19 protein-coding genes are annotated in these 19792 nt (G+C 70.1%); 6 read left to right on the top strand and 13 right to left on the bottom strand.

Going from position 1 to position 19792, the window contains the following annotated elements; translation table 11 throughout:
• Window positions 1–95: 95 nt before the first annotated feature.
• Window positions 96–779, bottom strand: a complete 684-nt coding sequence (locus IU476_RS28770) for a TrmH family RNA methyltransferase (RefSeq protein WP_195105490.1) — start codon at window positions 777–779, stop codon at window positions 96–98.
• 32 nt (window positions 780–811) lie between these two features.
• Entirely contained in the window at window positions 812–1138 is a 327-nt protein-coding gene (locus tag IU476_RS28775; RefSeq protein WP_195105396.1) for a DUF4190 domain-containing protein, read from the bottom strand.
• Between the two features lie 127 nt (window positions 1139–1265).
• Between IU476_RS28775 and IU476_RS28780 the strand changes: the two genes are divergently transcribed.
• The 3 genes from IU476_RS28780 (at window position 1266) to IU476_RS28790 (ending at window position 3818) form a co-directional block, all read left to right on the top strand.
• The gene (locus IU476_RS28780) at window positions 1266–2642 is read left to right on the top strand and encodes a sensor histidine kinase (protein ID WP_195105398.1); all 1377 of its coding nucleotides are present in this window, start codon (window positions 1266–1268) and stop codon (window positions 2640–2642) included.
• Window positions 2639–3298, top strand: coding sequence for a LuxR C-terminal-related transcriptional regulator (locus IU476_RS28785; protein ID WP_195105401.1), 660 nt, complete (start codon window positions 2639–2641; stop codon window positions 3296–3298). Before IU476_RS28780 ends, IU476_RS28785 begins: the two co-directional genes overlap by 4 nt.
• Before the next feature lie 73 nt (window positions 3299–3371).
• Window positions 3372–3818 (top strand): DUF3592 domain-containing protein, encoded by a 447-nt coding sequence (locus tag IU476_RS28790; RefSeq protein WP_195105491.1) that lies wholly within the window; start codon window positions 3372–3374, stop codon window positions 3816–3818.
• Window positions 3819–3946: 128 nt separating this feature from the next.
• On the opposite strand, the gene IU476_RS28795 is transcribed toward IU476_RS28790, so the two are convergent.
• The 7 genes from IU476_RS28795 to clpB all read right to left on the bottom strand — a co-directional run bounded on the left by IU476_RS28795 (window position 3947) and on the right by clpB (window position 11953).
• Window positions 3947–4633, bottom strand: a complete 687-nt coding sequence (locus IU476_RS28795; RefSeq protein WP_195105403.1) for a lysoplasmalogenase — start codon at window positions 4631–4633, stop codon at window positions 3947–3949.
• A 48-nt stretch (window positions 4634–4681) separates the two neighbouring features.
• A complete protein-coding gene (locus IU476_RS28800) occupies window positions 4682–5740 on the bottom strand; it encodes a beta-ketoacyl-ACP synthase 3 (RefSeq protein WP_195105405.1) in 1059 nt (352 codons plus the stop codon).
• A 71-nt stretch (window positions 5741–5811) separates the two neighbouring features.
• Window positions 5812–6357 (bottom strand): orotate phosphoribosyltransferase, encoded by a 546-nt coding sequence (gene pyrE / locus IU476_RS28805; RefSeq protein ID WP_195105407.1) that lies wholly within the window; start codon window positions 6355–6357, stop codon window positions 5812–5814.
• A 6-nt stretch (window positions 6358–6363) separates the two neighbouring features.
• Entirely contained in the window at window positions 6364–7176 is an 813-nt protein-coding gene (locus IU476_RS28810) for an SDR family NAD(P)-dependent oxidoreductase (RefSeq protein WP_195105409.1), read from the bottom strand.
• A 21-nt stretch (window positions 7177–7197) separates the two neighbouring features.
• Window positions 7198–8376, bottom strand: coding sequence for a TtfA family protein (locus IU476_RS28815; protein ID WP_228824482.1), 1179 nt, complete (start codon window positions 8374–8376; stop codon window positions 7198–7200).
• A gap of 105 nt (window positions 8377–8481) precedes the next feature.
• On the bottom strand, window positions 8482–9339 hold the full coding sequence (locus IU476_RS28820) for a DUF5666 domain-containing protein (protein ID WP_195105411.1): 858 nt from the start codon (window positions 9337–9339) through the stop codon (window positions 8482–8484).
• Between the two features lie 58 nt (window positions 9340–9397).
• Entirely contained in the window at window positions 9398–11953 is a 2556-nt protein-coding gene (gene clpB, locus IU476_RS28825; protein WP_195105414.1) for an ATP-dependent chaperone ClpB, read from the bottom strand.
• Window positions 11954–12225: 272 nt separating this feature from the next.
• Between clpB and IU476_RS28830 the strand changes: the two genes are divergently transcribed.
• From IU476_RS28830 to IU476_RS28840, 3 genes are all read left to right on the top strand, one after another.
• Window positions 12226–13158, top strand: a complete 933-nt coding sequence (locus IU476_RS28830; RefSeq protein WP_195105416.1) for an NADP-dependent oxidoreductase — start codon at window positions 12226–12228, stop codon at window positions 13156–13158.
• A gap of 226 nt (window positions 13159–13384) precedes the next feature.
• Window positions 13385–14542 (top strand): globin domain-containing protein, encoded by a 1158-nt coding sequence (locus IU476_RS28835; RefSeq protein ID WP_195105419.1) that lies wholly within the window; start codon window positions 13385–13387, stop codon window positions 14540–14542.
• Window positions 14543–14586: 44 nt separating this feature from the next.
• A complete protein-coding gene (locus tag IU476_RS28840) occupies window positions 14587–15369 on the top strand; it encodes an FAD-binding oxidoreductase (protein WP_195105421.1) in 783 nt (260 codons plus the stop codon).
• 80 nt (window positions 15370–15449) lie between these two features.
• Here IU476_RS28840 and IU476_RS28845 read toward each other — a convergent pair whose 3' ends face one another.
• The 4 genes from IU476_RS28845 to dnaK are packed head-to-tail and all read right to left on the bottom strand — an operon-like array spanning window position 15450 to window position 19560.
• Window positions 15450–15848: a heat shock protein transcriptional repressor HspR gene (locus IU476_RS28845; RefSeq protein ID WP_195105423.1), complete on the bottom strand. Its 399-nt coding sequence runs from the start codon at window positions 15846–15848 to the stop codon at window positions 15450–15452.
• The gene (gene dnaJ / locus IU476_RS28850) at window positions 15848–17029 is read right to left on the bottom strand and encodes a molecular chaperone DnaJ (protein ID WP_195105425.1); all 1182 of its coding nucleotides are present in this window, start codon (window positions 17027–17029) and stop codon (window positions 15848–15850) included. Before dnaJ ends, IU476_RS28845 begins: the two co-directional genes overlap by 1 nt.
• A gap of 24 nt (window positions 17030–17053) precedes the next feature.
• Window positions 17054–17719, bottom strand: a complete 666-nt coding sequence (grpE, locus tag IU476_RS28855) for a nucleotide exchange factor GrpE (protein WP_195105427.1) — start codon at window positions 17717–17719, stop codon at window positions 17054–17056.
• A complete protein-coding gene (gene dnaK / locus IU476_RS28860; protein WP_195105430.1) occupies window positions 17716–19560 on the bottom strand; it encodes a molecular chaperone DnaK in 1845 nt (614 codons plus the stop codon). The genes grpE and dnaK overlap by 4 nt, the downstream gene beginning before the upstream one ends.
• Between the last annotated feature and the right edge of the window lie 232 nt (window positions 19561–19792).

Below are 19792 nucleotides of genomic sequence, written 5' to 3' on the forward strand. Positions count from 1 at the left end.
CTGGGCGGTTGTGTGTTCTGGCCCGATCGGCCGCCGAAAGGCCGTGGGGTGCAAGCGATTCGGGAGAGGATCGAGCACGACGGTACTCGAGGGGTCTACCAGGAGCGGGTGAGGTCGGCGTGTTGGCGGATCCAGGAGTGCATGGCTATGCCGGCGGCTACGCCGGCGTTGATGCTGCGGGTGGAGCCGAATTGGGCTATGGAGACTGTCATTACGGCGGATTGTCTGGCCTGGTCGGTGACGCCGGGGCCCTCCTGGCCGAACAGGAGGAGGCAGTTGCGGGGGAGGCGGGCGGTTTCCAGGGGGACCGAGCCGGGGACGTTGTCGACGGCTACGACGGCCAGTTCCTCGCGGTCGGCGAAGTCCAGGAGGGTCGCGACGTCGGGGTGGTGCACGATGTGCTGGTAGCGGTCGGTGACCATGGCGCCGCGGCGATTCCAGCGGCGGCGGCCGACGATGTGGACCGCGGCGGCGGCGAAGGCGTTGGCGGTGCGGACCACCGTGCCGATATTGGCGTCGTGGCCGAAGTTCTCGATGGCGACGTGGAAGGGGTGGCGGCGGCGATCGATGTCGGCGACGATGGCCTCGCGCGTCCAATAGCGGTAGGCGTCAACCACATTGCGGCGGTCGCCCTGCGCGAGCAGCTCGGGGTCCAGGCGCGGGTCGTCCGGGGCCGGGCCGCCGAACTCCTCCGCCCACGGGCCGACGCCGCGGGGGTGCTCGCCCCACTCGGTCGGGCCCGGCGCGGCGTCCGGAGGCTCCTCGGACAGCTCGTTCACCGCGGAACCCGCGGGCTCCGCACGCCTCTCGATCACGTGGACGACGCTCCGATCGCGAACACGACGACCAGCACGATGTAGCCGACGATCAACAGCAGCGAGAACAGCACCAGCACCGTCGAGACGATGCCGAGCACGTACCCGACCTGCGCGTTGGTGCGACCGCCGTACATGCCGCCGGAGTTGTCGATCTCGGTGAGCGTGCGGCGGCCCATCACCCACGCGAACGGACCCACCAGGCCGCAGAGCAGACTCACGATCCCCAGGATCAGCACCGTCGTGGCCTGCGGATGCTCGGGCGGCTGGTACGGCGGGTAGCCGTAGCCACCGAACTGCGGCGGCGGGGGCGGGTAACTCACCGCGCCATCGTAATGGGGTCGGACCTGCGCCGCCCACGGACCGACCGCCTACGGTGGGGCTGACCACACCCCGGATTCGGTGGGTCGCCCCCTCGAATCCCGGCACGCCCGCGACCAGCATGGAGTCATGACCGAGACCTTCGCCGAACCGACCCTCGCGCTCGAGCGCCCGGACCGGCCGCCACTCACCGCGGGCCGGGTGTTCCGCGCGATCCTGCGCGCACCCTTCGAGGCGCGGACGTGGAAGGAACTGGCGTACCTCGTCGTGGCCCTCGTGCTCGGCGGCCTCGCCATCATGTGGCTGTTCGGCGGCTTCGGCGCGGGACTGTACAGCTCGATCATCCTGCTCGGCATCCCGCTGCTGGCACTGGTGCTGCTGGCCGGGCGGATCTGGGGCCGGGTCTATCGCGCCGTCGGGTCCGCGCTGCTCGACACCCCGATGCCCGCGCCGCCCGCGTTCACGCCGCGCCCAGGGCTGCTCGGCTGGCTGCGCAGCGCCTTCACCGACCGCACCTCGTGGCGGGCGCTGGTCTTCCTGATCGCGGAGGCCGTGCTCGGACTGTTCGGCGGCTACGTCGTGCTGACGATCGTGGCGATGACCGTGTTCACCGCCATCTCTCCCATCCCGTGGGTCGTCTTCCACCCGATCAACGTCGACGACCAAGGGCGCGAACATCATTCGCTCGCCCAGTTCGGCACGTTCTACGTCGACACCTGGCCGCGGGTGCTCGCCATGGCCGCGGTCGGGGTGCTCGGCTGCCTGGCGCTGCCGTGGCTGGTGCGCGGTGTGTGCTGGCTGCACCGGCAGCTGTCGCTCGCCCTGCTGACCCCGACCGCCCGCGACCGCCGCCTGGTGGAATTGCAGGAGAGCCGCCGGGTCGCGGTGCAGGATTCGGCCGCGACGCTGCGCCGGCTGGAACGCGATCTGCACGACGGCACCCAGGCCCGGCTCGTCACCATCGCCATGGCGCTGGGCCGCGCGGAGGAACGCCTCGCCGCCGGCGGCGACCCCGGCGACCTGATCGCCGACGCGCACGCGAGCTCCAAGGAGGCCTTGGCCGAACTGCGGGAACTGGTGCGCGGCATCCATCCGCCCGCGCTCGAGCTGGGCTTGGAACCGGCACTGGAGACGTTGACGGCCCGCTGCGCGGTGCCGGTCGAGTTGCGGGTGGAGCTGCCGCAGCGCCCCAATCCGGCGATCGAGGCGATCGCCTACTTCACCGTCGCCGAACTGCTGACCAACGTGGTGAAACACGCCGGCGCCACGCGCGCGTGGGTGTCGGTGCTGCCGTTCGGCGCGCACAACATCGCCGTCGGCGTCCGCGACGACGGGCACGGCGGCGTGCGGCAGCCGGTGGCGCCGGACGGGGACACCGCGGTGAGCGGCGGTCTCGCCGGGCTGGCCGCGCGGGCCCGGGCCGTCGACGGCACGCTGACGGTGGACAGCCCGGCGGGCGGGCCCACCGTCGTCACGGTCACCCTGCCCGTCGAGGGACCGCGATGACCGAGGCCGCCGCGCTGCGCGTCGTGATCGCCGAGGACAGCGCCATCCTGCGCGACGGCCTGGCCGGGCTGCTCGCCGAGCGCGGCCACCAGGTGGTCGCCATGGTCGGCGACGCGCTGCGGCTGAGCGAGGTGGTGGCCGAGCATCGGCCCGACGTGGCGGTGGTGGACGTGCGGATGCCGCCGTCGTTCACCGACGAGGGACTGCTCGCCGCCATCGAACTGCGCCGCAAATTCCCCGGCGTCGGGGTGTTGGTGTTCTCGCAGTGGGTCGAAACCCGTTATGCCACGGAACTTCTCGCCGGCGGCGCGAGCGGCGTGGGGTACCTGCTCAAGGATCGGGTGGCGGACGTGCGCGAGTTCGTCGACGCGTTGCAGCGGGTCGCGACGGGCGGCACCGCCCTGGATCCGGAGGTGGTGAGCCAGTTGATGGGCGCTGCGCGCCAACAGGATTCGCTGGCCCGCCTCACCCCGCGCGAACGCGAGGTCCTGGAACTGATGGCCCAGGGTCTCACCAACGCGGGCATCGCCCGAACCCTCACGGTCACCGAACGCGCCGTCGAGAAGCACATCGGCAACATCTTCCTCAAACTCGACCTCCCGCCCTCCGACACCCACCACCGCCGCGTCCTCGCCGTCCTGCGCCTGCGCGGCTGACCTGCCCGGTTTACGCGTGCGGCGGGCGCGGCGGACCTATCCTGGAGGTCTGTTCGTGCTGGTGGAGGTGGTCATGGACCACGCGCGCATGCTTCGTACCGTGCTCGGCGTGACGGCCGGGTACCTGGTGGTGCTGGGGGTCTGGCTGGGGTGGGTGGTGCACCACACGCCGCCGGGGACCGTGCCGTTCCAGATCGTGGCGCTGGTGGGGGTGTTCGGGTCGGGGATCGGGCTCGGGATGCTGTTCGCGCAGCAGCCCTCGCGCGCCGACCGGCGGCTGCTGCGCCACGGGCTGGAGGGCTGGGCCGTCATCGAGGGCGTGCACCCGGTGCGGCGCACCGACCACCACACCGAACTCACCGAGCTGAACCTCGAACTCAACGTCCCCGGCTCCGAAACCTACCGTGGCACAGTGCTTTACGACGTCGCGCCGATAGACGAGCCGAGAATCCGGGTGGGTGGGACCATCCCCATCCGCGTAGACCCGGCCGACCGCGACCACATCATCCTGTGCCTGTAGGCAAGCCCCCGTCATTCCGGCATGCTCTTGGCCGGAATCCAGCTCTGGCGGTGTGGATCCCGGCCAAGAGCATGCCGGGATGACGAGGGCAAGAGGCCCGAGTGCCGGACGACAAAGGCGAGGCAGGGTCAGTTCACATGGGCCCTGGGGTCGGCGAGGAAGTATTGGGCGGTGGCGTAGGTGGTGAGGATTACGGCCTCGGTGAGGCGGCGGGAGCGGGGAGTGCGTGCGAAGAGGCGGCGGAGGACGATGAGACCGTCGGAGGCGGTGAACAGGAGGGCGGCCACGCCCAGGCGACTGCGTGGGTCGCGGGATGGAAGGTTCAGGCCCGCAACGTTTTTCGCGCCGGGAGCCAAGGCCGGGTCGGAGGCCAGCACCGCGGCGGTTCCCAGGGTGGCACCGTACGCCGACAAGGGTACGGCCAGCTTCGGGGCCTTCGCCCGCAGCAGCAGACCCGCGCCCAGCCAAGCCGCCACGCGCGGCACCACCACCGCCGGGCGCGGCCGCGCGCCCGCACGCCACCACAGCGCCGCGTACCCGGTCTGCATCACCGCGAAAGCCGAAGCGCCCGCGACCAATCGGCGATCGTCGTCGGGATCGATGAGCAGCACGTCGCCCACCGTCGCCGCACCCAGCGCACCGAGCAGCACCCGGCGCTCCCCCGCGGCCGCCTCGCCGCCGTGGAGCACATCGGCGGCCAGCAGCGGCATCAGCAACGGCTTTGCGGCCCACTGCCATCGGTCGCGACCGGTGAGCGCGCCGAACACCGTGGCAGCGGCAGCGGCGACATAGGCCGCCCGGAAGGGACGGCCCATGTCACCGCACCGATCGGGACGGCAAGCGGCCGAACGGCATTCGCATACTCAGAAGCTCGGCTCGAGCGGCTTCGGCGGCAGCGTGACCACCTGACCCGCGTAGCTGAGCCCCGCACCGAAACCGAGGACCAGGGCCAGCTGGCCGCCCTTGGCCTTGCCGGTCACCAGCATCTCCTCGATGGCCAGCGGGATCGAGGCGGCCGAGGTGTTGCCGGTGTTCTCGATGTCGTTCGCCATCGGAATGTCTTCGGCCAGACCGAGATTCTTCTTCATCAACTCGTTGATGCGCGCGTTCGCCTGGTGCGGGACGAAGACCTCGATGTCCTCCTTGGCCACGCCGGAAACCTCCAGCGCGGTGGACAGCGCCCGCGGCAGCGTGACGGCGGCCCAGCGGAACACCCGCGGGCCCTCCATCCGCAGCGACATCCGGCCCACCGGCTCGACCGCCGGGTCGGTGCCCTGCAGCGCCTGCGCCTTGTTCATGAACTCGAGGAAGTCGACGTCCTGCGCGATCGCGCCGGCGTTCTCGCCGTCGCTGCCCCACACCGTCGGCGAGATGCCGTTCTCCTCGCTGGGCCCGATGACGACCGCGCCCGCGCCGTCGCCGAAGATCATCGCGGTGCCGCGGTCGGTGGGATCCAGGCCCACGGTCATCGTCTCCGCGCCGATCACCAGCACGTACTCCGCCGAGCCCGCCCGGATCAGGTCGGCGGCGACCCCGACGCCGTACCCGAAGCCGCCGCAGCCGGAGGTCAGGTCGAACGCCGGGATCCCGTTCATGCCCAGGTCGTGGGCGACCGCGGGCGCGCCGTGCGGGGTCAGCTTCAGCCAGCTCGAGGTGGCGAGGATCAGGGCGCCGATCCTCGACCGGTCCACGCCGCTGTTGACGACGGCGCGCTCGCCCGCGGCCGCGGCCATCGACTGCAGCGTCTCGTCGCCGGAGATCCAGCGCCGGTTGCGGATACCGGTGCGCTCGAAGATCCACTCGGGGGTGGAGTCGAGGACCTCGCACACCTCGGCGTTGCTGACGATGCGCCGCGGCCGGTAGGCGCCGATGCCGAGCATCGCGACGTTCTCGCGACCCTTGTTGACTGCAATGCTCACCACAGGCGACTCACTCGACCCTTCACCCCCGTCGGACACACAAACCAGAGTTCAGGTTAGCCCAGCGCGGGAGGTCACCCGAGCGCCAGATCCTTCAAACCGAGAATCGAGCGGTACTCCAGCCCCTCGGCGGCGATCACCTGGTCGGCGCCGGTCTCGCGATCGACGACGGTGGCCACGCCGACCACCGTCGCCCCGGCGTCGCGCAGCGCGCGCACCGCGGTGAGCGGCGAGTTGCCCGTGGTGGTGGTGTCCTCGACGACCAGCACCCGCTTGCCGGTCACCTCCGGCCCCTCGATCTGGCGCTGCATGCCGTGCGTCTTGGCGGCCTTGCGGACCACGAAGGCGTCCAGCGGGCGACCCGGCGCGTGCAGCATCGCCAGTGCCACCGGGTCGGCGCCCATGGTCAGGCCGCCGACGGCGTCGAAGTCCCAGTCCGAGACCAGTTCCCGCAGTAGCTTGCCGATCAGCGGCGCCGACTGGTGCTGCAGCGTCGCCCGGCGCAGGTCGACGTAGTAGTCGGCCTCCTTCCCGGACGACAGGATGACTTTGCCGTGCACGACGGCGAGCTCGCGTACGAGCTCCGCCAATCTGTCTCGGTCCGTGGTGGACTCGATCATCGTCGTTTACGTCCTTCCGCGTGCGTTGAACATGCCTCGGTTGAGGCGGACCTGCACGGACCGCGGGATCAGTCCGGCGACCGCCGTCAGCGCTTTGTACTGCACACCGGGCACGCTGATCACCCGGTCCTTCGCCAGGTCGCGCAGCGAAGCCGCCACGACCTGATCCACACTCAGCCACATCGGTTTCGGCAGCGACGACATTTCTATGCCGGCCCGCTGATGGAACTCGGTGCGCACGAAACCGGGACACAGGGCCTGCACCCGGACCCCGGTGCCGGTGAGGCCGCCGGCCAGTCCTTCGCTGAAGGATATGACGTAGGCCTTGGAGGCCGAATAGGTCGAGCCGCGGCCTCGCACCAGCCCCGCGACGCTGGCCACGTTCACCACCGAGCCCTTCGCCGCGGCGATCATCGACGGCAGGGCCGCGCGGGTCAACCGGACCACCGAGCCGACGTTGACGTCCAGCTGCGCCTGCAACCGCGCGGGATCGACCGTCCAGAATTCGCCGTTCAGCCCGAAACCCGCGTTGTTGACCAGGAATTCGACGCCCTCGGCGACGCGCTCGGCCACCCGGTCGCGGTCGGCGGCCACGGCCAGATCGGCGCGCAGGACCTCCGAGCGCGTGTCGAAGCGGCGGCGTAACTCGTCGGCCAGCGCGGCGAGACGCTGCTCGTCGCGGGCCACCAGCACCAGGTCGTAGCCCAGGGCGGCCAGGCGCTCGGCGAAGCCCTGCCCGATACCGGAGGTGGGACCGGTGACCACGGCGACGGGACGGGTGGCGCCGGGCAGGCGCGCGGCAGCAGAGGAGTCGGTCATGCAGCCATCATCCCGCACCCGTCATCGGGGTGCGGGCCCCTGATACGGACGGAATCCGGGATGGAACGGGCCGCCGGGTCGTTCGGCCGAGTCGTCGCGGGTGCGGCGCTCGCGCCACTCTTCCTCGACGAACTCCTCGTCGAAATCGGCTGCGGGAGAATCACTCTCGTCCTCGTCCGGCAGTTCCTCGGCGGGCGGCCAGTCGCGGCGGACGCGGTTGCGCGGATCGGGCACCACGGCCAGCTGCGGGCGGCGCGGCGGCTCCGGTTCGGTCTCGCCGGCGATGTCGCCGAGCAGCGGGGCGAAATCGGAGTCGCCCGCGGCGTACTCGTAGCGCCGGTTCTCGGCGAAGCGCGCGTCCTCGTCGGAGGTCCGGTCGGCCGGGCGGTCGTCGACGAAGTCGCGGTCGTCGCGGAAGTGCCGGTCCTCGTCGAGGTCCCGGGAGTCGTAGCGGTCCTTGCCGTAGGCCCGGTCGTCGGCGACTCCGCCCGCGTTCTCGTCCTCGGCCTCCGGGCCACGCGGGCGAGGACGGCCCGGGTCGTGCGGATCGGACTCGCGTAGCTCGGGTTCGCGGCGGTTGTCGCCGCCGGCCACCGGCGGCAGCACGTGCAGCAGGCCCGAGAGCCGCAGCACGGCGTCGATCGCGGCCTCCCACTCCCGCGACGACGTGCCGACCGAGAGCATGCCGAGGGTCCAGTTGCCCTCGCTCCACAGCTGCTGCACCGAATCCGAGAGGGATTCGATGAAGGCCACCATGCGCTGGTCGACGGCGTGGCGGGCGATGTCCGGGTTGGTCGCGAACACCACCCGGTCGCCGATCGCGCCGAGCAGCTCGAGGTCGTGGTCCTTGGGCGGGGCGGCCGTCTTCAATCGCAGGTCGATGTCGATATCGGAGCCGATCTGGCGGCGCACCGCGACCAGCGTGGCCGCGTCCTCCAGATCGAACAGCACGAATTTCTCGCCCTTGCGGTTGCCGGAGACCACGTCCACCGCGGACAGGTAGCCGAGTTTGGCCATCGCACCGCGGCGCCAGTTGGACGCCAGCGACGGTTCGACCGAGACATAGGTGTAACCCTGGGATTTTGCCCAGACCTGCCGCACATGACCGGTCCGCTGTCGCTGGATGCGGTCGAAATACAGCAGCACGATCGCACCCACCAGTGCGATCGCCGCGAGTCCGAACCAGATTGCTGCCGTCATCGCTACCGAGTCTAGATCCCACGCGCCCGGCACGGTGGGTGCGGATTGCGTGTTGGCCGATACCGGTGACCACCGGCGGGTTTCCGGCAGGGGTGTCGGCTCTGTTCAGCGGGGCGGCGTGAGCGAGGTACTGATGATGATCTTGGCCTGGATCGTGCCGTCGGGGGCCTTGTCACCCTGCACCACCACCATGTCGCCGGGGTGCAGGTCGGCGACCTTGCCCGCGCCCGCCGCGATGACCTGGGTCTTGTCGTCGGTGTGCACGGTGACCAGCGAACCGAGCAGCGATTCGATGGTCAGGGTGGCGCCGTCGTTGGTGCTGATCGCGCCCATGGTGGCGCCGATGTTGTCGATGTCGCCGAGGCCGGGCAGCGACGGAATGCTCTGCTGCGGACCGGCGGAACCGCTCGGCGGCACCACCGGCTGGCGGGTCGGCAGCGGGCGCGTGGTGGTGCCCGCGGCACTGGTCGAGGACGACGAGTCGTTGCCCGCCAGCAGCGCGCCCGCGGCGATGCCGCCGAGCACGACCAGCACGAAGATCGCGGCCGTCAGCCCGATCCACAGGCCGGTGCGTTTGCGGCGCGGCGGTTCCACCGGCAGCCCGGTCGGGCCGAGCTGTTCGGTGGGCGCGTTGGGCGGCGGCGGGCCCCCGGCCCACTGCTGGCCGTAGCCCGGCCCGGGTTCGTAAGCGCCCCAGGCACTGTCGTAGGGCGGGATCTCCCGCGTCGGGTTGGGGCCGGGCTGCTGATCGAAGTACGAATACGGCTCGGCGTGCTGATAGGGCGCGGTCTGCTGATCCGGCGTCGGATAGGGCACCGTCGGGTCCGGGCCCTGGCCGTACGCCTCCGAGTACTCCGACGTGTGCAACGTCGGCTCCTCCGCCCGGCCCGACGAGCCCAGTTTCTCGGTCGGCGCGTCGGGCGAATCCGGCCGCTGCGCCCACGGGTCACTCGGATTCGTCATGGCACCCAGCGTAGGTGCAGATCGGGGATACAGCAGGGATCCCCGACCCGTCCACCGTTCAGCGGCCCACGATCAGCCCGTCACCGTCGGGCGAGACGTTGACCTTCACCAGGTCCCCGTCGGTGACCTCGCCGGCCAGCAGCTCCTTGGCGAGCGAATCGCCGATGGACTGCTGGATCAGCCGGCGCAGCGGTCGCGCGCCGTAGGCGGGGTCGTACCCGCGCACGGCCAGCCAGAACCGCGCCGAATCGCTGACGTCCAGCTTCAGCCGCCGCTGCGCCAGGCGCTTCTGCAGCTGCTCGAGCTGGATGTCGACGATGTGCTCGAGCTGCTCCTCGTCGAGCGGGTGGAACATCACCACGTCGTCGAGGCGGTTGAGGAACTCCGGCTTGAACGCCGAGCGCACGGCGTTCATCACGAAGTCCTTCTCGCCGCCCGCACCCAGGTTGGAGGTGAGGATGAGGATGGTGTTGCGGAAGTCGACCGTGCGGCCCTGGCCGTCGGTCAACCGGCCCTCGTCGAGCACCTGCAACAGGATGTCGAACACGTCCGGGTGCGCCTTCTCGATCTCGTCGAACAGCACCACCGTGTACGGCCGCCGTCGCACCGCCTCGGTCAGCTGACCACCCTGGTCGTAGCCGACGTATCCGGGCGGAGCGCCGACCAGCCGGGCCACCGAGTGCTTCTCGGAGTACTCGCTCATGTCGATGCGGATCATGGCGCGCTCGTCGTCGAACAGGAAGTCCGCCAATGCCTTCGCCAGCTCCGTCTTGCCGACGCCGGTCGGGCCGACGAACATGAACGAGCCGGTCGGCCGGTTCGGGTCGGCGACACCGGCGCGCGCCCGGCGCACCGCGTCGGACACGGCCACGACCGCGTCGCGCTGCCCGACCACGCGCTTGCCCAGCTCCTCCTCCATGCGCAGCAGCTTCTGGGTCTCGCCCTCGAGCATGCGGCCCACGGGGATACCGGTCCACGACGACACCACCTCGGCGATGTCGTTGGGCCCGACCTCCTCCTGCAGCATGACCTCGCCGTCGGCGGCGGTGCCGGCCTTCTTCTCGGCCTCGGCCAGCTGCTTCTCCAGCTGCGGGATGCGGCCGTAGCGCAGCTCGGCGGCCTTGCCCAGATCGCCGTCGCGTTCGGCGCGCTCCGACTCGCCCTTCAGCGACTCGAGCTCCTCCTTGATCACGCGCACCGAGTCGATGGCCTGCTTCTCGTTCTGCCAGCGGGCCATCAGCTGGTTGAGCTTCTCGCGGTCGTCGGCCAGTTCCTGGCGCAGCTTCTCGAGCCGCTGCTTGGAGGCCTCGTCGGTCTCCTTGGCCAGCGCCATCTCCTCGATCTCGAGCCGGCGCACGGCCCGCTCGACCTCGTCGATCTCGACGGGGCGCGAGTCGATCTCCATGCGCAGCCGCGAGGCCGACTCGTCGACCAGGTCGATCGCCTTGTCGGGCAGGAACCGCGAGGTGATGTAGCGGTCGGACAGCGTCGATGCCGCGACCAGCGCGGAGTCGGTGATGCGCACGCCGTGGTGCACCTCGTAGCGCTCCTTGAGACCGCGCAGGATGCCGATGGTGTCGGCCACCGAGGGCTCACCGACGAGAACCTGCTGGAAACGCCGTTCCAGGGCCGGGTCCTTCTCGATGTGCTGGCGGTACTCGTCGAGCGTGGTCGCGCCGACCAGCCGCAGCTCGCCGCGGGCCAGCATCGGCTTGATCATGTTGCCGGCGTCCATCGCGGATTCGCCGGTCGCGCCCGCGCCGACGATGGTGTGCAGCTCGTCGATGAAGGTGATGACCTGCCCGGCGCTCTGCTTGATCTCCTCGAGCACGGCCTTGAGCCGCTCCTCGAACTCGCCGCGGTACTTCGCGCCGGCGACCATCGCGCCCAGGTCGAGGGCGACCAAACGCTTGCCGCGCAACGACTCCGGCACGTCGCCCGCGACGATGCGCTGGGCCAGGCCCTCCACGATCGCGGTCTTGCCGACGCCCGGCTCGCCGATCAGCACGGGGTTGTTCTTGGTGCGGCGGCTCAGCACCTGCACGACGCGGCGGATCTCGGTGTCGCGGCCGATGACCGGATCGAGCTTGCCCTCGCGGGCGGCGGCGGTCAGGTCGGTGGAGTACTTCTCCAGCGCCTGGTAGCTGCCCTCGGGGTCGGGCGAGGTGACCCTGGCGTTGCCGCGCACGGTGGTGAACGCCTCGCGCAGCGCGTCGGCGGTGGCGCCGTACTTCAGCAGCAGCTGCGACACATCGGAGTCGCCACTGGCCAGGCCGACCATCAGGTGCTCGGTGGAGACGTACTCGTCACCGAGTTCGGTGGCCAGCTTCTGCGCGGCCGTGATGGCCGCCAGCGCCTCGCGCCCGAGCTGCGGAGAGGTGGTGGCGCCCGTCGCCCGGGGCAGCCGGTCGACGATGTCCTGGGCCTCGCGCCGCACCGTCGCCGAATCGACCGCGACAGCCTTGAGCAGGGGGGCGGCGATGCCGTCGGTCTGATCCAGCAACGCCACCAGCAAGTGCGCCGGACGGATCTCCGGGTTGCCCGCGGCCGACGCCGCCTGGAGGGCGGCGGTCAGTGCCGCCTGGGTCTTGGTGGTGGGATTGAACGAGTCCACAGTCACCTTCCTACTGGTTGATTCCGCACAGCGCCCGGGTCTTCCGGCGCGCTGTTCCGTTGTGTCCAACGCGCCAGGAGTTGAGTCTGTTCCGCTCAAGTCTGCTGAATTTCCCGGCGCGCCGCAAGGTCCGCCCCGGCCGAGCCCATGACACTCGTCCAGAAAAGACCGAATGGCCTGAATTACGTCGATACGGGACCGAAGCTGCCTACGATGGCCCTGTTCGACGCATACCCCGCTGACCGACAACCGTTTCGGACGAAGGAGCAGCGATGCGCGCGATAGTGGTCCCCGACTTCGGCGGCCGGCCCGAACCGGCCGAGATGCCGAAACCAGCGCCCGGACCGGGCGGCATCCAGGTCCGTGTGGAGGCGGCGGGGGTCAATCCCTACGATCGCAAGCTCATCGACGGCATCCTGCGCGACCGGATGCCCTACGACTTCCCGATGATCCCGGGCATCGACGGCGCCGGCACGGTCTCGGCGGTGGGTCCCGGCGCGAGCGCCTTCGCCGTCGGCGACCGCGTGGTCGGAAAATTTCTGAGTCCGCCCGTCGGGCACGGCACCTTCGCCGAATACACCACGGCCCCCGAGAGCGAGGTCGCGCGGATCCCGGGCCAGCTCACCGCGATCCAGGCCGCCGCGCTGCCCACCGCGGGACTCACCGCACAGGATCTGGTCGACGCCGCGGGCATCGGGCCCGGGCAGCTGGTGCTCGTCAACGGGGCCGCGGGCGGCGTCGGTTCGTTCCTGGTGCAGCTGGTCAACGCCGCGGGCGCGCAGGCCATCGCCACCGCCCGCCCCGACGACACCGACCGGATGGTCCGGCTCGGTGCGGCGGAGGTGGTCGACTACACCCGCACCCCGATCGCGGATTCGGTGCACTTCACCCACCCGGACGGCGTCGACGTGCTGTTCGACCTGGTCTCGACCGGTCCGGAACTGGCCGAGCTGAGCCGGATCGTGCGACCCGGCGGCATCGTGTACAGCACCGTCATGTCCGCCGACGAGGCCGCGCTGCGTGCGCGCGGACTGCACGGCGGCAATTTCGTCTCCACCGGGGGCGCACCGGAATTGCAGCGCCTGCTGCGGCAGGTGGCCGCCAGCGACGTGGTGGTCCCGATCGAGGCGGTCCGCCCCCTCACCGACGCCCCGGCCGTGCTCGGCGCGGGCGGTGCCCGCGGCAAGACCGTGCTGGTCATTTGACGAGGTAACGACTACCGTGCGGCTCGACCGGCCGCGCGCGAACACCTGGCGGCGCGGTCCGGAACGCCGGAAAACATGATCGTTACGGGTTTGGCCGATTGTGATTGTGGGTAATGCAATCCACTCATAACCGTGCGAACACGGTTTTCTCGGGGATACTTGACCGCGAGGGCCGCATACCAGGCGGTTCCCCCGGTATTTACCCCCAGAAAGGAAGCTCGACGTCGTGGATGCGCGTACGGCTGCGCTGGTCCGCGCCAACTTCCGGTCGATCGCCGACGAGCCGACCGGCCCCGACAGGTTGATCGGCGCGTTTTACGGGCACCTGTTCGCGGAGAACCCTCGGTTACGCGAACTCTTCCCGCCGACGATGGACATGCAGGCCAAGCGGCTCATGACGGCCATCGGGTTCGTCCTCGACCATCTCGAGGACTGGGACCGCGCCCAGCGCTTTCTCGAGCAACTCGCGCGCGACCACCGCAAGTTCGGGGTGGAGGCCGCCCACTACGACCTCGCGGGCCGTGCCCTGCTCGCCGCCTTCCGCACCTACAACGGGCGGATGTGGACGCGGCAGCTGGAAGAGGGCTGGCGCGACATCAGCATCCTCATCTCCGCGTCCATGGCGATCGGCGCGAATTCCGACAAGTCCCAACCGTATTGGGAGGCGACCGTCGTCGGCCACCGCCGCGTGCTCGACGATCTGGCCATCGTGCGGTTGCAGTCGGAGAGCCCGATCCCGTACCAGGCCGGGCAGTACGTGCCGGTGTCGATTCCGCAGCGGCCCAAGATGTGGCGCTACCTGTCGCCGGCCATCCCGACGAATCCGTACGGCGAGATCGAGTTCCACGTCCGCAAGGTGCGCACCGGGTGGGTGAGCCCCGGCATCGTCAACGAGACCAGGGTCGGCGACAAGTGGCTGATCGCCGGTCCGCTGGGCGGGCTGCACGTGGAACGCAACAGCGGGCGCGACGTGTTGATGATCGGCTCCGGCACCGGCATCGCGCCGCTGCGCGCCCAGCTGATCGAGATGGGGCGGCGCGGCCAGAACCCGCGCGTGCACTTCTTCATCGGCGGCCGCTACCCCTGCGACCTGTACGACGTGGAGAACATGTGGCAGCTGTCGCTGAGCAATCCGTGGCTGACCGTGGTTCCGGTGTGCGAGAACGAATCCAACCCGTGGTGGCATCCGTATCCCCCGGCCGATCCGCCGTTCGGCATGCACCGGCGGCTGATCGGTAATCTGGGCGCGGTGGTCGCCAGCATGGGCGCGTGGGCGGACCGGCAGATCCAGATCGCGGGCTCGGCCCGGATGATCGCCGACACCCGGCGCGCCCTGATGGCGGTCGGCACACCGGAGTGGGCGATCATGTCCGACCCGGTGTGAGCGCGCGCCACCACGACATTGCCGCTTGAACAAGGGGAAACTCAGTGACCTTCGGGCCCGACCAGACCGGTGAGATCCACCTCGACGCACAGGAGTGGAACTCCACGGTGGTGGGCCACCACCGGTTGCGCCACGACATCGCGGTGATCCGCCTGATCGGTGATTACGTGCCGTTCACCGCCGGCCAATCGGTGGAAGTCCGAGTGCCGCAACATCCGGGGTTGCGGCGGCGGTTGTCGCCGGCGCTGCCGCCCTCGCTTGACGGCAAGCTGGAATTCCACGTGCGGACCGTGCCGGGCGGCTGGTGCAGCGGGTCGCTGGTGGCCGACACCCGGCCCGGCGACCAGTGGCGCATCGGCGCGCCGATGGGCTGGCTCGGGGTCGACGACTGGGCCACCGACGTCGTGATGATCGCGGGCGGAACGGGTTTGGCGCCGCTGCGCTCGGTGCTGCTGGAGCTGTCCCGCCGCCCCGAGCCGCCGCGCACCCACCTGTTCGTCGGCGGCCGCTTCCCCCGCGACCTCTACGCCTCGGACATGCTGTTCCTGCTCGCCGGCGAATTGCCCTGGCTCACCGTGGTTCCGGTGGTGGAGAGCGCCTACGACCCCGACTGGGTGGACGACTGGTACGAGAGCTGCCGCGTCGACGTGGGTTTCGACGTGGACGAACTGCTTGAGGGCACCCTCGCCGAGGTCGTCGGCGACATGGGCCCCCTGCTGCACCACCAGGTCCTCGTGTGCGGCTCCCCGGGCATGGTCCGCGCCACCGTCGACCGCCTGATCCAGACCGGCACCCCCGCGGAAGCCATTCGCTACGAAGGGGTTTAGCCTCACCGTCGTTCGCGGCATGTGAAAACAGCGCCCCCGGTGACCCGGAGACGCTGTTCCACAACTGTTTCGGCTGCTGCCTACCGGCGCTTGTTGCGCGGCTGCCATACCACCAGCGCCGTACTGCGCTGCGGCGGTGTGAGTTCCGGGCGGTAGCCGGCGCGCAGCCGCTCCACCTCAGCGGACAGCTCACGGACCCGCTCCTGCAGCGCCTCGACCTCGTTGGTGAGTTCGATGATCCGCTTGATGCCGGCCAGGTTGACGCCCTCGTCCTGGGACAGCCGCTGCACCTCGCGCAGCAGCTCCACGTCCCGGGCCGAATAGCGCCGTCCGCCACCGGAAGTGCGCTGCGGGGTGACCAGGCCCAGCCGGTCGTACGTGCGCAGCGTCTGCGCGTGCATACCGGCCAACTGAGCGGCCACCGAGATCATGAAGAACTCGGTGGTGTGCGTCCGCGCCTTCTTCGGATCTCCGTCCATCACGCACCTGCCCATCCAGCACGCGGGTCGAACCCGCTGGTCTTCTCCGCTTCCGCATAGCGCCGCAGCGCCTCGACAGCATTGTCGTCCAGCTTCTGCGGCACCGCGACCTTCACCGTCACCAGCAGGTCGCCGGCGCCGCCGCCCCGCTTCGGGACACCGCGCCCACGCACCCGCAGGGTGCGGCCGTCGGCGGTGCCGGGCGGCACCTTCACCCCGACCCGGCCCGCCAGGGTCGGCACGGAAACCGTTGTGCCCAGGACCAGTTCGGTGTAGCTGACCGGCAGCACCAGGGTCAGGTCGTCGCCGTTGCGGCCGAAGACCTTGTCCTGGCTGACGTGCACGGTGACGAACAGGTCGCCCGCCGGCGCGCCCCGCAACCCCGCCTCGCCCTGACCGGCCAGCCGGATGCGCTGTCCGTCGCGCACGCCCGGGGGGATCCGCACCGTGATGGTGCGGGTCCGGTTCTGGATGCCGGTGCCGCGGCAGTCCGAGCACGGGTCGTCGATGATCGACCCGGTCCCGCGGCAGTCGTCGCAGGGCTCGCTGAAACCGAACGCGCCCTGGTTGCGGCTGACCACGCCGGTGCCGTTGCAGTGCGGGCAGACCCGCGGGCTGGTGCCCGGCTTGGCGCCGCTGCCGTGACACGTGGTGCACGGCGACGGGCTGGTCATCCGCAGCGGGACGGTGACGCCCTGGGCGGCCTCGCGGAAGCCCAGGGTCGTCTCGGTCTCCACGTCGCTGCCGCGGCGCGGACGCGACGAGGTGCGCGCGCCGCCGCCGCGGTTGAACAGGCCGCCCAGCAGATCGCCCAGGCCGCCGTCGCCACCCGCGGCGGCCGCGCCGCCGAAGATGTCGCCGAGGTTGAACTCGCCGGTGGCGAACCCGCCGGGCCCGTAGGCCCCGCTGCCGCCCGGGGAGAATCCGCCGCGGCCGAAGCCGCCACTGGCGAACAGCCGCCGGGCCTCGTCGTACTCCTTGCGCTTCGCCGGATCCGACAGCACGGCATGCGCCTCGCTGACGGCCTTGAACCGCTCCTCGGCCTTGGCATCACCCGGGTTCTTGTCCGGGTGGTTGTCACGGGCCAGCTTGCGGTAGGCCTTCTTGATGTCGTCCTGGCTTGCGCTGGAGGAAATACCCAGCTCTTTGTAGAAGTCCTTCTCGAGCCACTCCCGATTCACCGGGCATCTCCTCCTTTCCGATTCTTACGCGATGCCGTCGGCATCGTCGCCAACGTTCGGTGCATCCGGTGTCTCCACCGGATCCCCGGTCCCGTCGGTGACTCCCACCAGCGCGTGCCGCAGGACTCGATCACCGAAGCGGTAACCCTTGCGCATCACTACGCCGATCACCGGGTTGTGCCCCTCACCCTCGTGCTGCACGGCCTCGTGCAGCGTCGGGTCGAAAGGCTCGCCCTCCGTGCCGAATTCCTGCAGGCCCTGCTTGGTCAGCGCGTCGGCGAGCTTGTCGGCCACCGACTTCAGCGGGCCGGACTCCAGGTCGCCGTGCGCCCGGGCCCGGTCCAGATCGTCGAGCACACCCAGCAATTCGCTGACCACGCCCGACTTCGCGCTGTCGATGGCGGCCTTGCGGTCGCGCTCGACGCGGCGCCGGTAGTTGGCGTACTCCGCGGTCAGTCGCTGCAGATCGGCGGTGCGCTCGGCCAGTTCGGCCGCGATCGCGTCGGCGAGGGCCTCGCCGTTGCCCGACTCGGTGCCCGCGGGGGCGGGAGCCGCGGCGCCGTCGGCCCCGGACTCCGCACCCTCGCCCTGCGGCGCAGAGCCCGCGGAACGACCCTCGAACTCCGACGGATCGATCTTTCGCTTGTCCACGATGGTGATCGGCTCCTGTTCGGGGTTCTCGGTGGTCACTTCTTCTCCGGCTCTTCCACGACCTCGGCGTCGACGACGGTGTCATCGGTGTTGCCGCCGGACGGGGCGTCGCCGTTGCCGGAGGCTGCCTGCTCGGCGGCCGAGGCCTCGTAGATCGCCTGGCCCAGGGCCTGCGACTCGGTGGCCAGCTTCTCCACCGCCGCCTTGACGGCCGCGGTGTCGGTGCCCTTCAGCGCCTCCTTGGCCTCGCCGATGGCGGCCTCGACCTTGCTCTTCACCTCAGCGGGGACCTTGTCCTCGTTCTCGGCGATGAACTTCTCGGTCTGGTGCACCAGCGACTCCGCCTGGTTGCGGGTCTCCGCCTCCTCGCGACGCGCCTTGTCCTCGGCCGCGTGCGCCTCGGCGTCCTTCACCATGCGCTCGATCTCCTCCTTGGACAGGCCGGAGCCGTCCTGGATCTTGATCGTGTTCTCCTTGCCGGTGCCCTTGTCCTTGGCGGTGACGTGGACGATGCCGTTGGCGTCGATGTCGAAGGTGACCTCGATCTGCGGCACGCCGCGCGGGGCCGGCGGGATGCCGGTCAGCTCGAAGGAGCCGAGCAGCTTGTTGTGCGAGGCGATTTCGCGCTCACCCTGGAAGACCTGGATCTGCACCGACGGCTGGTTGTCGTCGGCGGTGGTGAAGGTCTCCGACCGCTTGGTGGGGATGGTGGTGTTGCGCTCGATGAGCTTGGTCATCACGCCGCCCTTGGTCTCGATGCCCAGCGACAGCGGGGTCACATCGAGCAGCAGGACGTCCTTGACCTCGCCCTTGAGCACACCGGCCTGCAGGGCGGCGCCGACGGCGACGACCTCGTCCGGGTTCACGCCCTTGTTGGGCTCCTTGCCGCCGGTCAGCTCGCGGACCAGGTCGGTCACGGCGGGCATGCGGGTCGAACCACCCACCAGCACAACGTGATCGATGTCCTTGACCGAGATGCCGGCGTCCTTGATCACCGACTGGAACGGCTGCCGGGTGCGGTCGAGCAGATCCGAGGTGATCTTCTGGAACTCGGCGCGGGACAGCTGCTCGTCGAGGAACAGCGGGTTCTTGTCCGCGTCGACGGTGATGTAGGGCAGGTTGATCGAGGTGCTCTGCGAGGAGCTCAGCTCGATCTTGGCCTTCTCGGCGGCCTCACGCAGCCGCTGCATGGCCATCTTGTCCTTGGTCAGGTCGATGCCCGAGCTGGACTTGAACTTGTCGACCAGCCAGGTGACGACCCGGTTGTCCCAGTCGTCGCCGCCGAGGTGGTTGTCACCGGAGGTGGCGCGGACCTCGACGACGCCCTCGCCGATCTCCAGCAGCGACACGTCGAAGGTGCCGCCACCGAGGTCGAAGACCAGGATGGTCTGTTCCTTCTCGCCCTTGTCCAGGCCGTACGCCAGCGCGGCCGCGGTGGGCTCGTTGACGATGCGCAGCACGTTCAGGCCCGCGATCTGGCCGGCCTCCTTGGTGGCCTGGCGCTGCGCGTCCTCGAAGTAGGCGGGGACGGTGATGACCGCGTCGGTGATCTCCTCACCGAGGTAGGCCTCGGCGTCGCGCTTCAGCTTCATCAGCGTGCGCGCGGAGATCTCCTGGGCGGTGTACTTCTTGTCGTCGATCTCCACGGTCCAGTCCTCGCCCATGTGGCGCTTGACGGACCGGATGGTGCGGTCGACGTTGGTGACGGCCTGGTTCTTCGCCGGCTGGCCGACCAGCACTTCGCCGTTCTTGGCGAAGGCGACGATCGACGGGGTGGTGCGCGATCCCTCCGAGTTGGCGACGACGACCGGCTCACCGCCTTCGAGAACGGCGATGACCGAGTTCGTGGTCCCGAGGTCGATACCGACCGCACGAGCCATGGTTGTTCCTCCTAGTTGACGTCTTGTGTGTCGATGCAGGCGAGCCTGCCGCGGTGGCGATCGCTCGCCGGGCCGCGGGACCTCGCCCCCTACAACGCACGGAGCACGGTCCCAGCAACGCTGAGCGTGGTCGACTCAATCCTGCCTGCCGACCCGATTCGAGTCAACCAAGGACTTGAGTCTGCTTCGCTCAACCTTGCGTCGTTCTGCTCAACGAGCGGCACGCGCCGTC

Source organism: Nocardia blacklockiae (genome assembly GCF_015477355.1).
In the GTDB taxonomy this organism is placed as follows: domain Bacteria; phylum Actinomycetota; class Actinomycetes; order Mycobacteriales; family Mycobacteriaceae; genus Nocardia; species Nocardia blacklockiae.

What these genes read in the sequence shown, in the direction of transcription:
- pyrE (WP_195105407.1), bottom strand. Translation starts at nt 6,357, where the DNA reads ATGATCGAGTCCACCACGGACCGAGACAGATTGGCGGAGCTCGTACGC.
- IU476_RS28845 (WP_195105423.1), bottom strand. Translation starts at nt 15,848, where the DNA reads ATGGACGGAGATCCGAAGAAGGCGCGGACGCACACCACCGAGTTCTTC.
- IU476_RS28820 (WP_195105411.1), bottom strand. Translation starts at nt 9,339, where the DNA reads ATGACGAATCCGAGTGACCCGTGGGCGCAGCGGCCGGATTCGCCCGAC.
- IU476_RS28810 (WP_195105409.1), bottom strand. Translation starts at nt 7,176, where the DNA reads ATGACCGACTCCTCTGCTGCCGCGCGCCTGCCCGGCGCCACCCGTCCC.
- IU476_RS28830 (WP_195105416.1), top strand. Translation starts at nt 12,226, where the DNA reads ATGCGCGCGATAGTGGTCCCCGACTTCGGCGGCCGGCCCGAACCGGCC.
- IU476_RS28780 (WP_195105398.1), top strand. Translation starts at nt 1,266, where the DNA reads ATGACCGAGACCTTCGCCGAACCGACCCTCGCGCTCGAGCGCCCGGAC.
- IU476_RS28815 (WP_228824482.1), bottom strand. Translation starts at nt 8,376, where the DNA reads ATGACGGCAGCAATCTGGTTCGGACTCGCGGCGATCGCACTGGTGGGT.
- IU476_RS28795 (WP_195105403.1), bottom strand. Translation starts at nt 4,633, where the DNA reads ATGGGCCGTCCCTTCCGGGCGGCCTATGTCGCCGCTGCCGCTGCCACG.
- IU476_RS28790 (WP_195105491.1), top strand. Translation starts at nt 3,372, where the DNA reads ATGGACCACGCGCGCATGCTTCGTACCGTGCTCGGCGTGACGGCCGGG.
- dnaK (WP_195105430.1), bottom strand. Translation starts at nt 19,560, where the DNA reads ATGGCTCGTGCGGTCGGTATCGACCTCGGGACCACGAACTCGGTCATC.
- IU476_RS28785 (WP_195105401.1), top strand. Translation starts at nt 2,639, where the DNA reads ATGACCGAGGCCGCCGCGCTGCGCGTCGTGATCGCCGAGGACAGCGCC.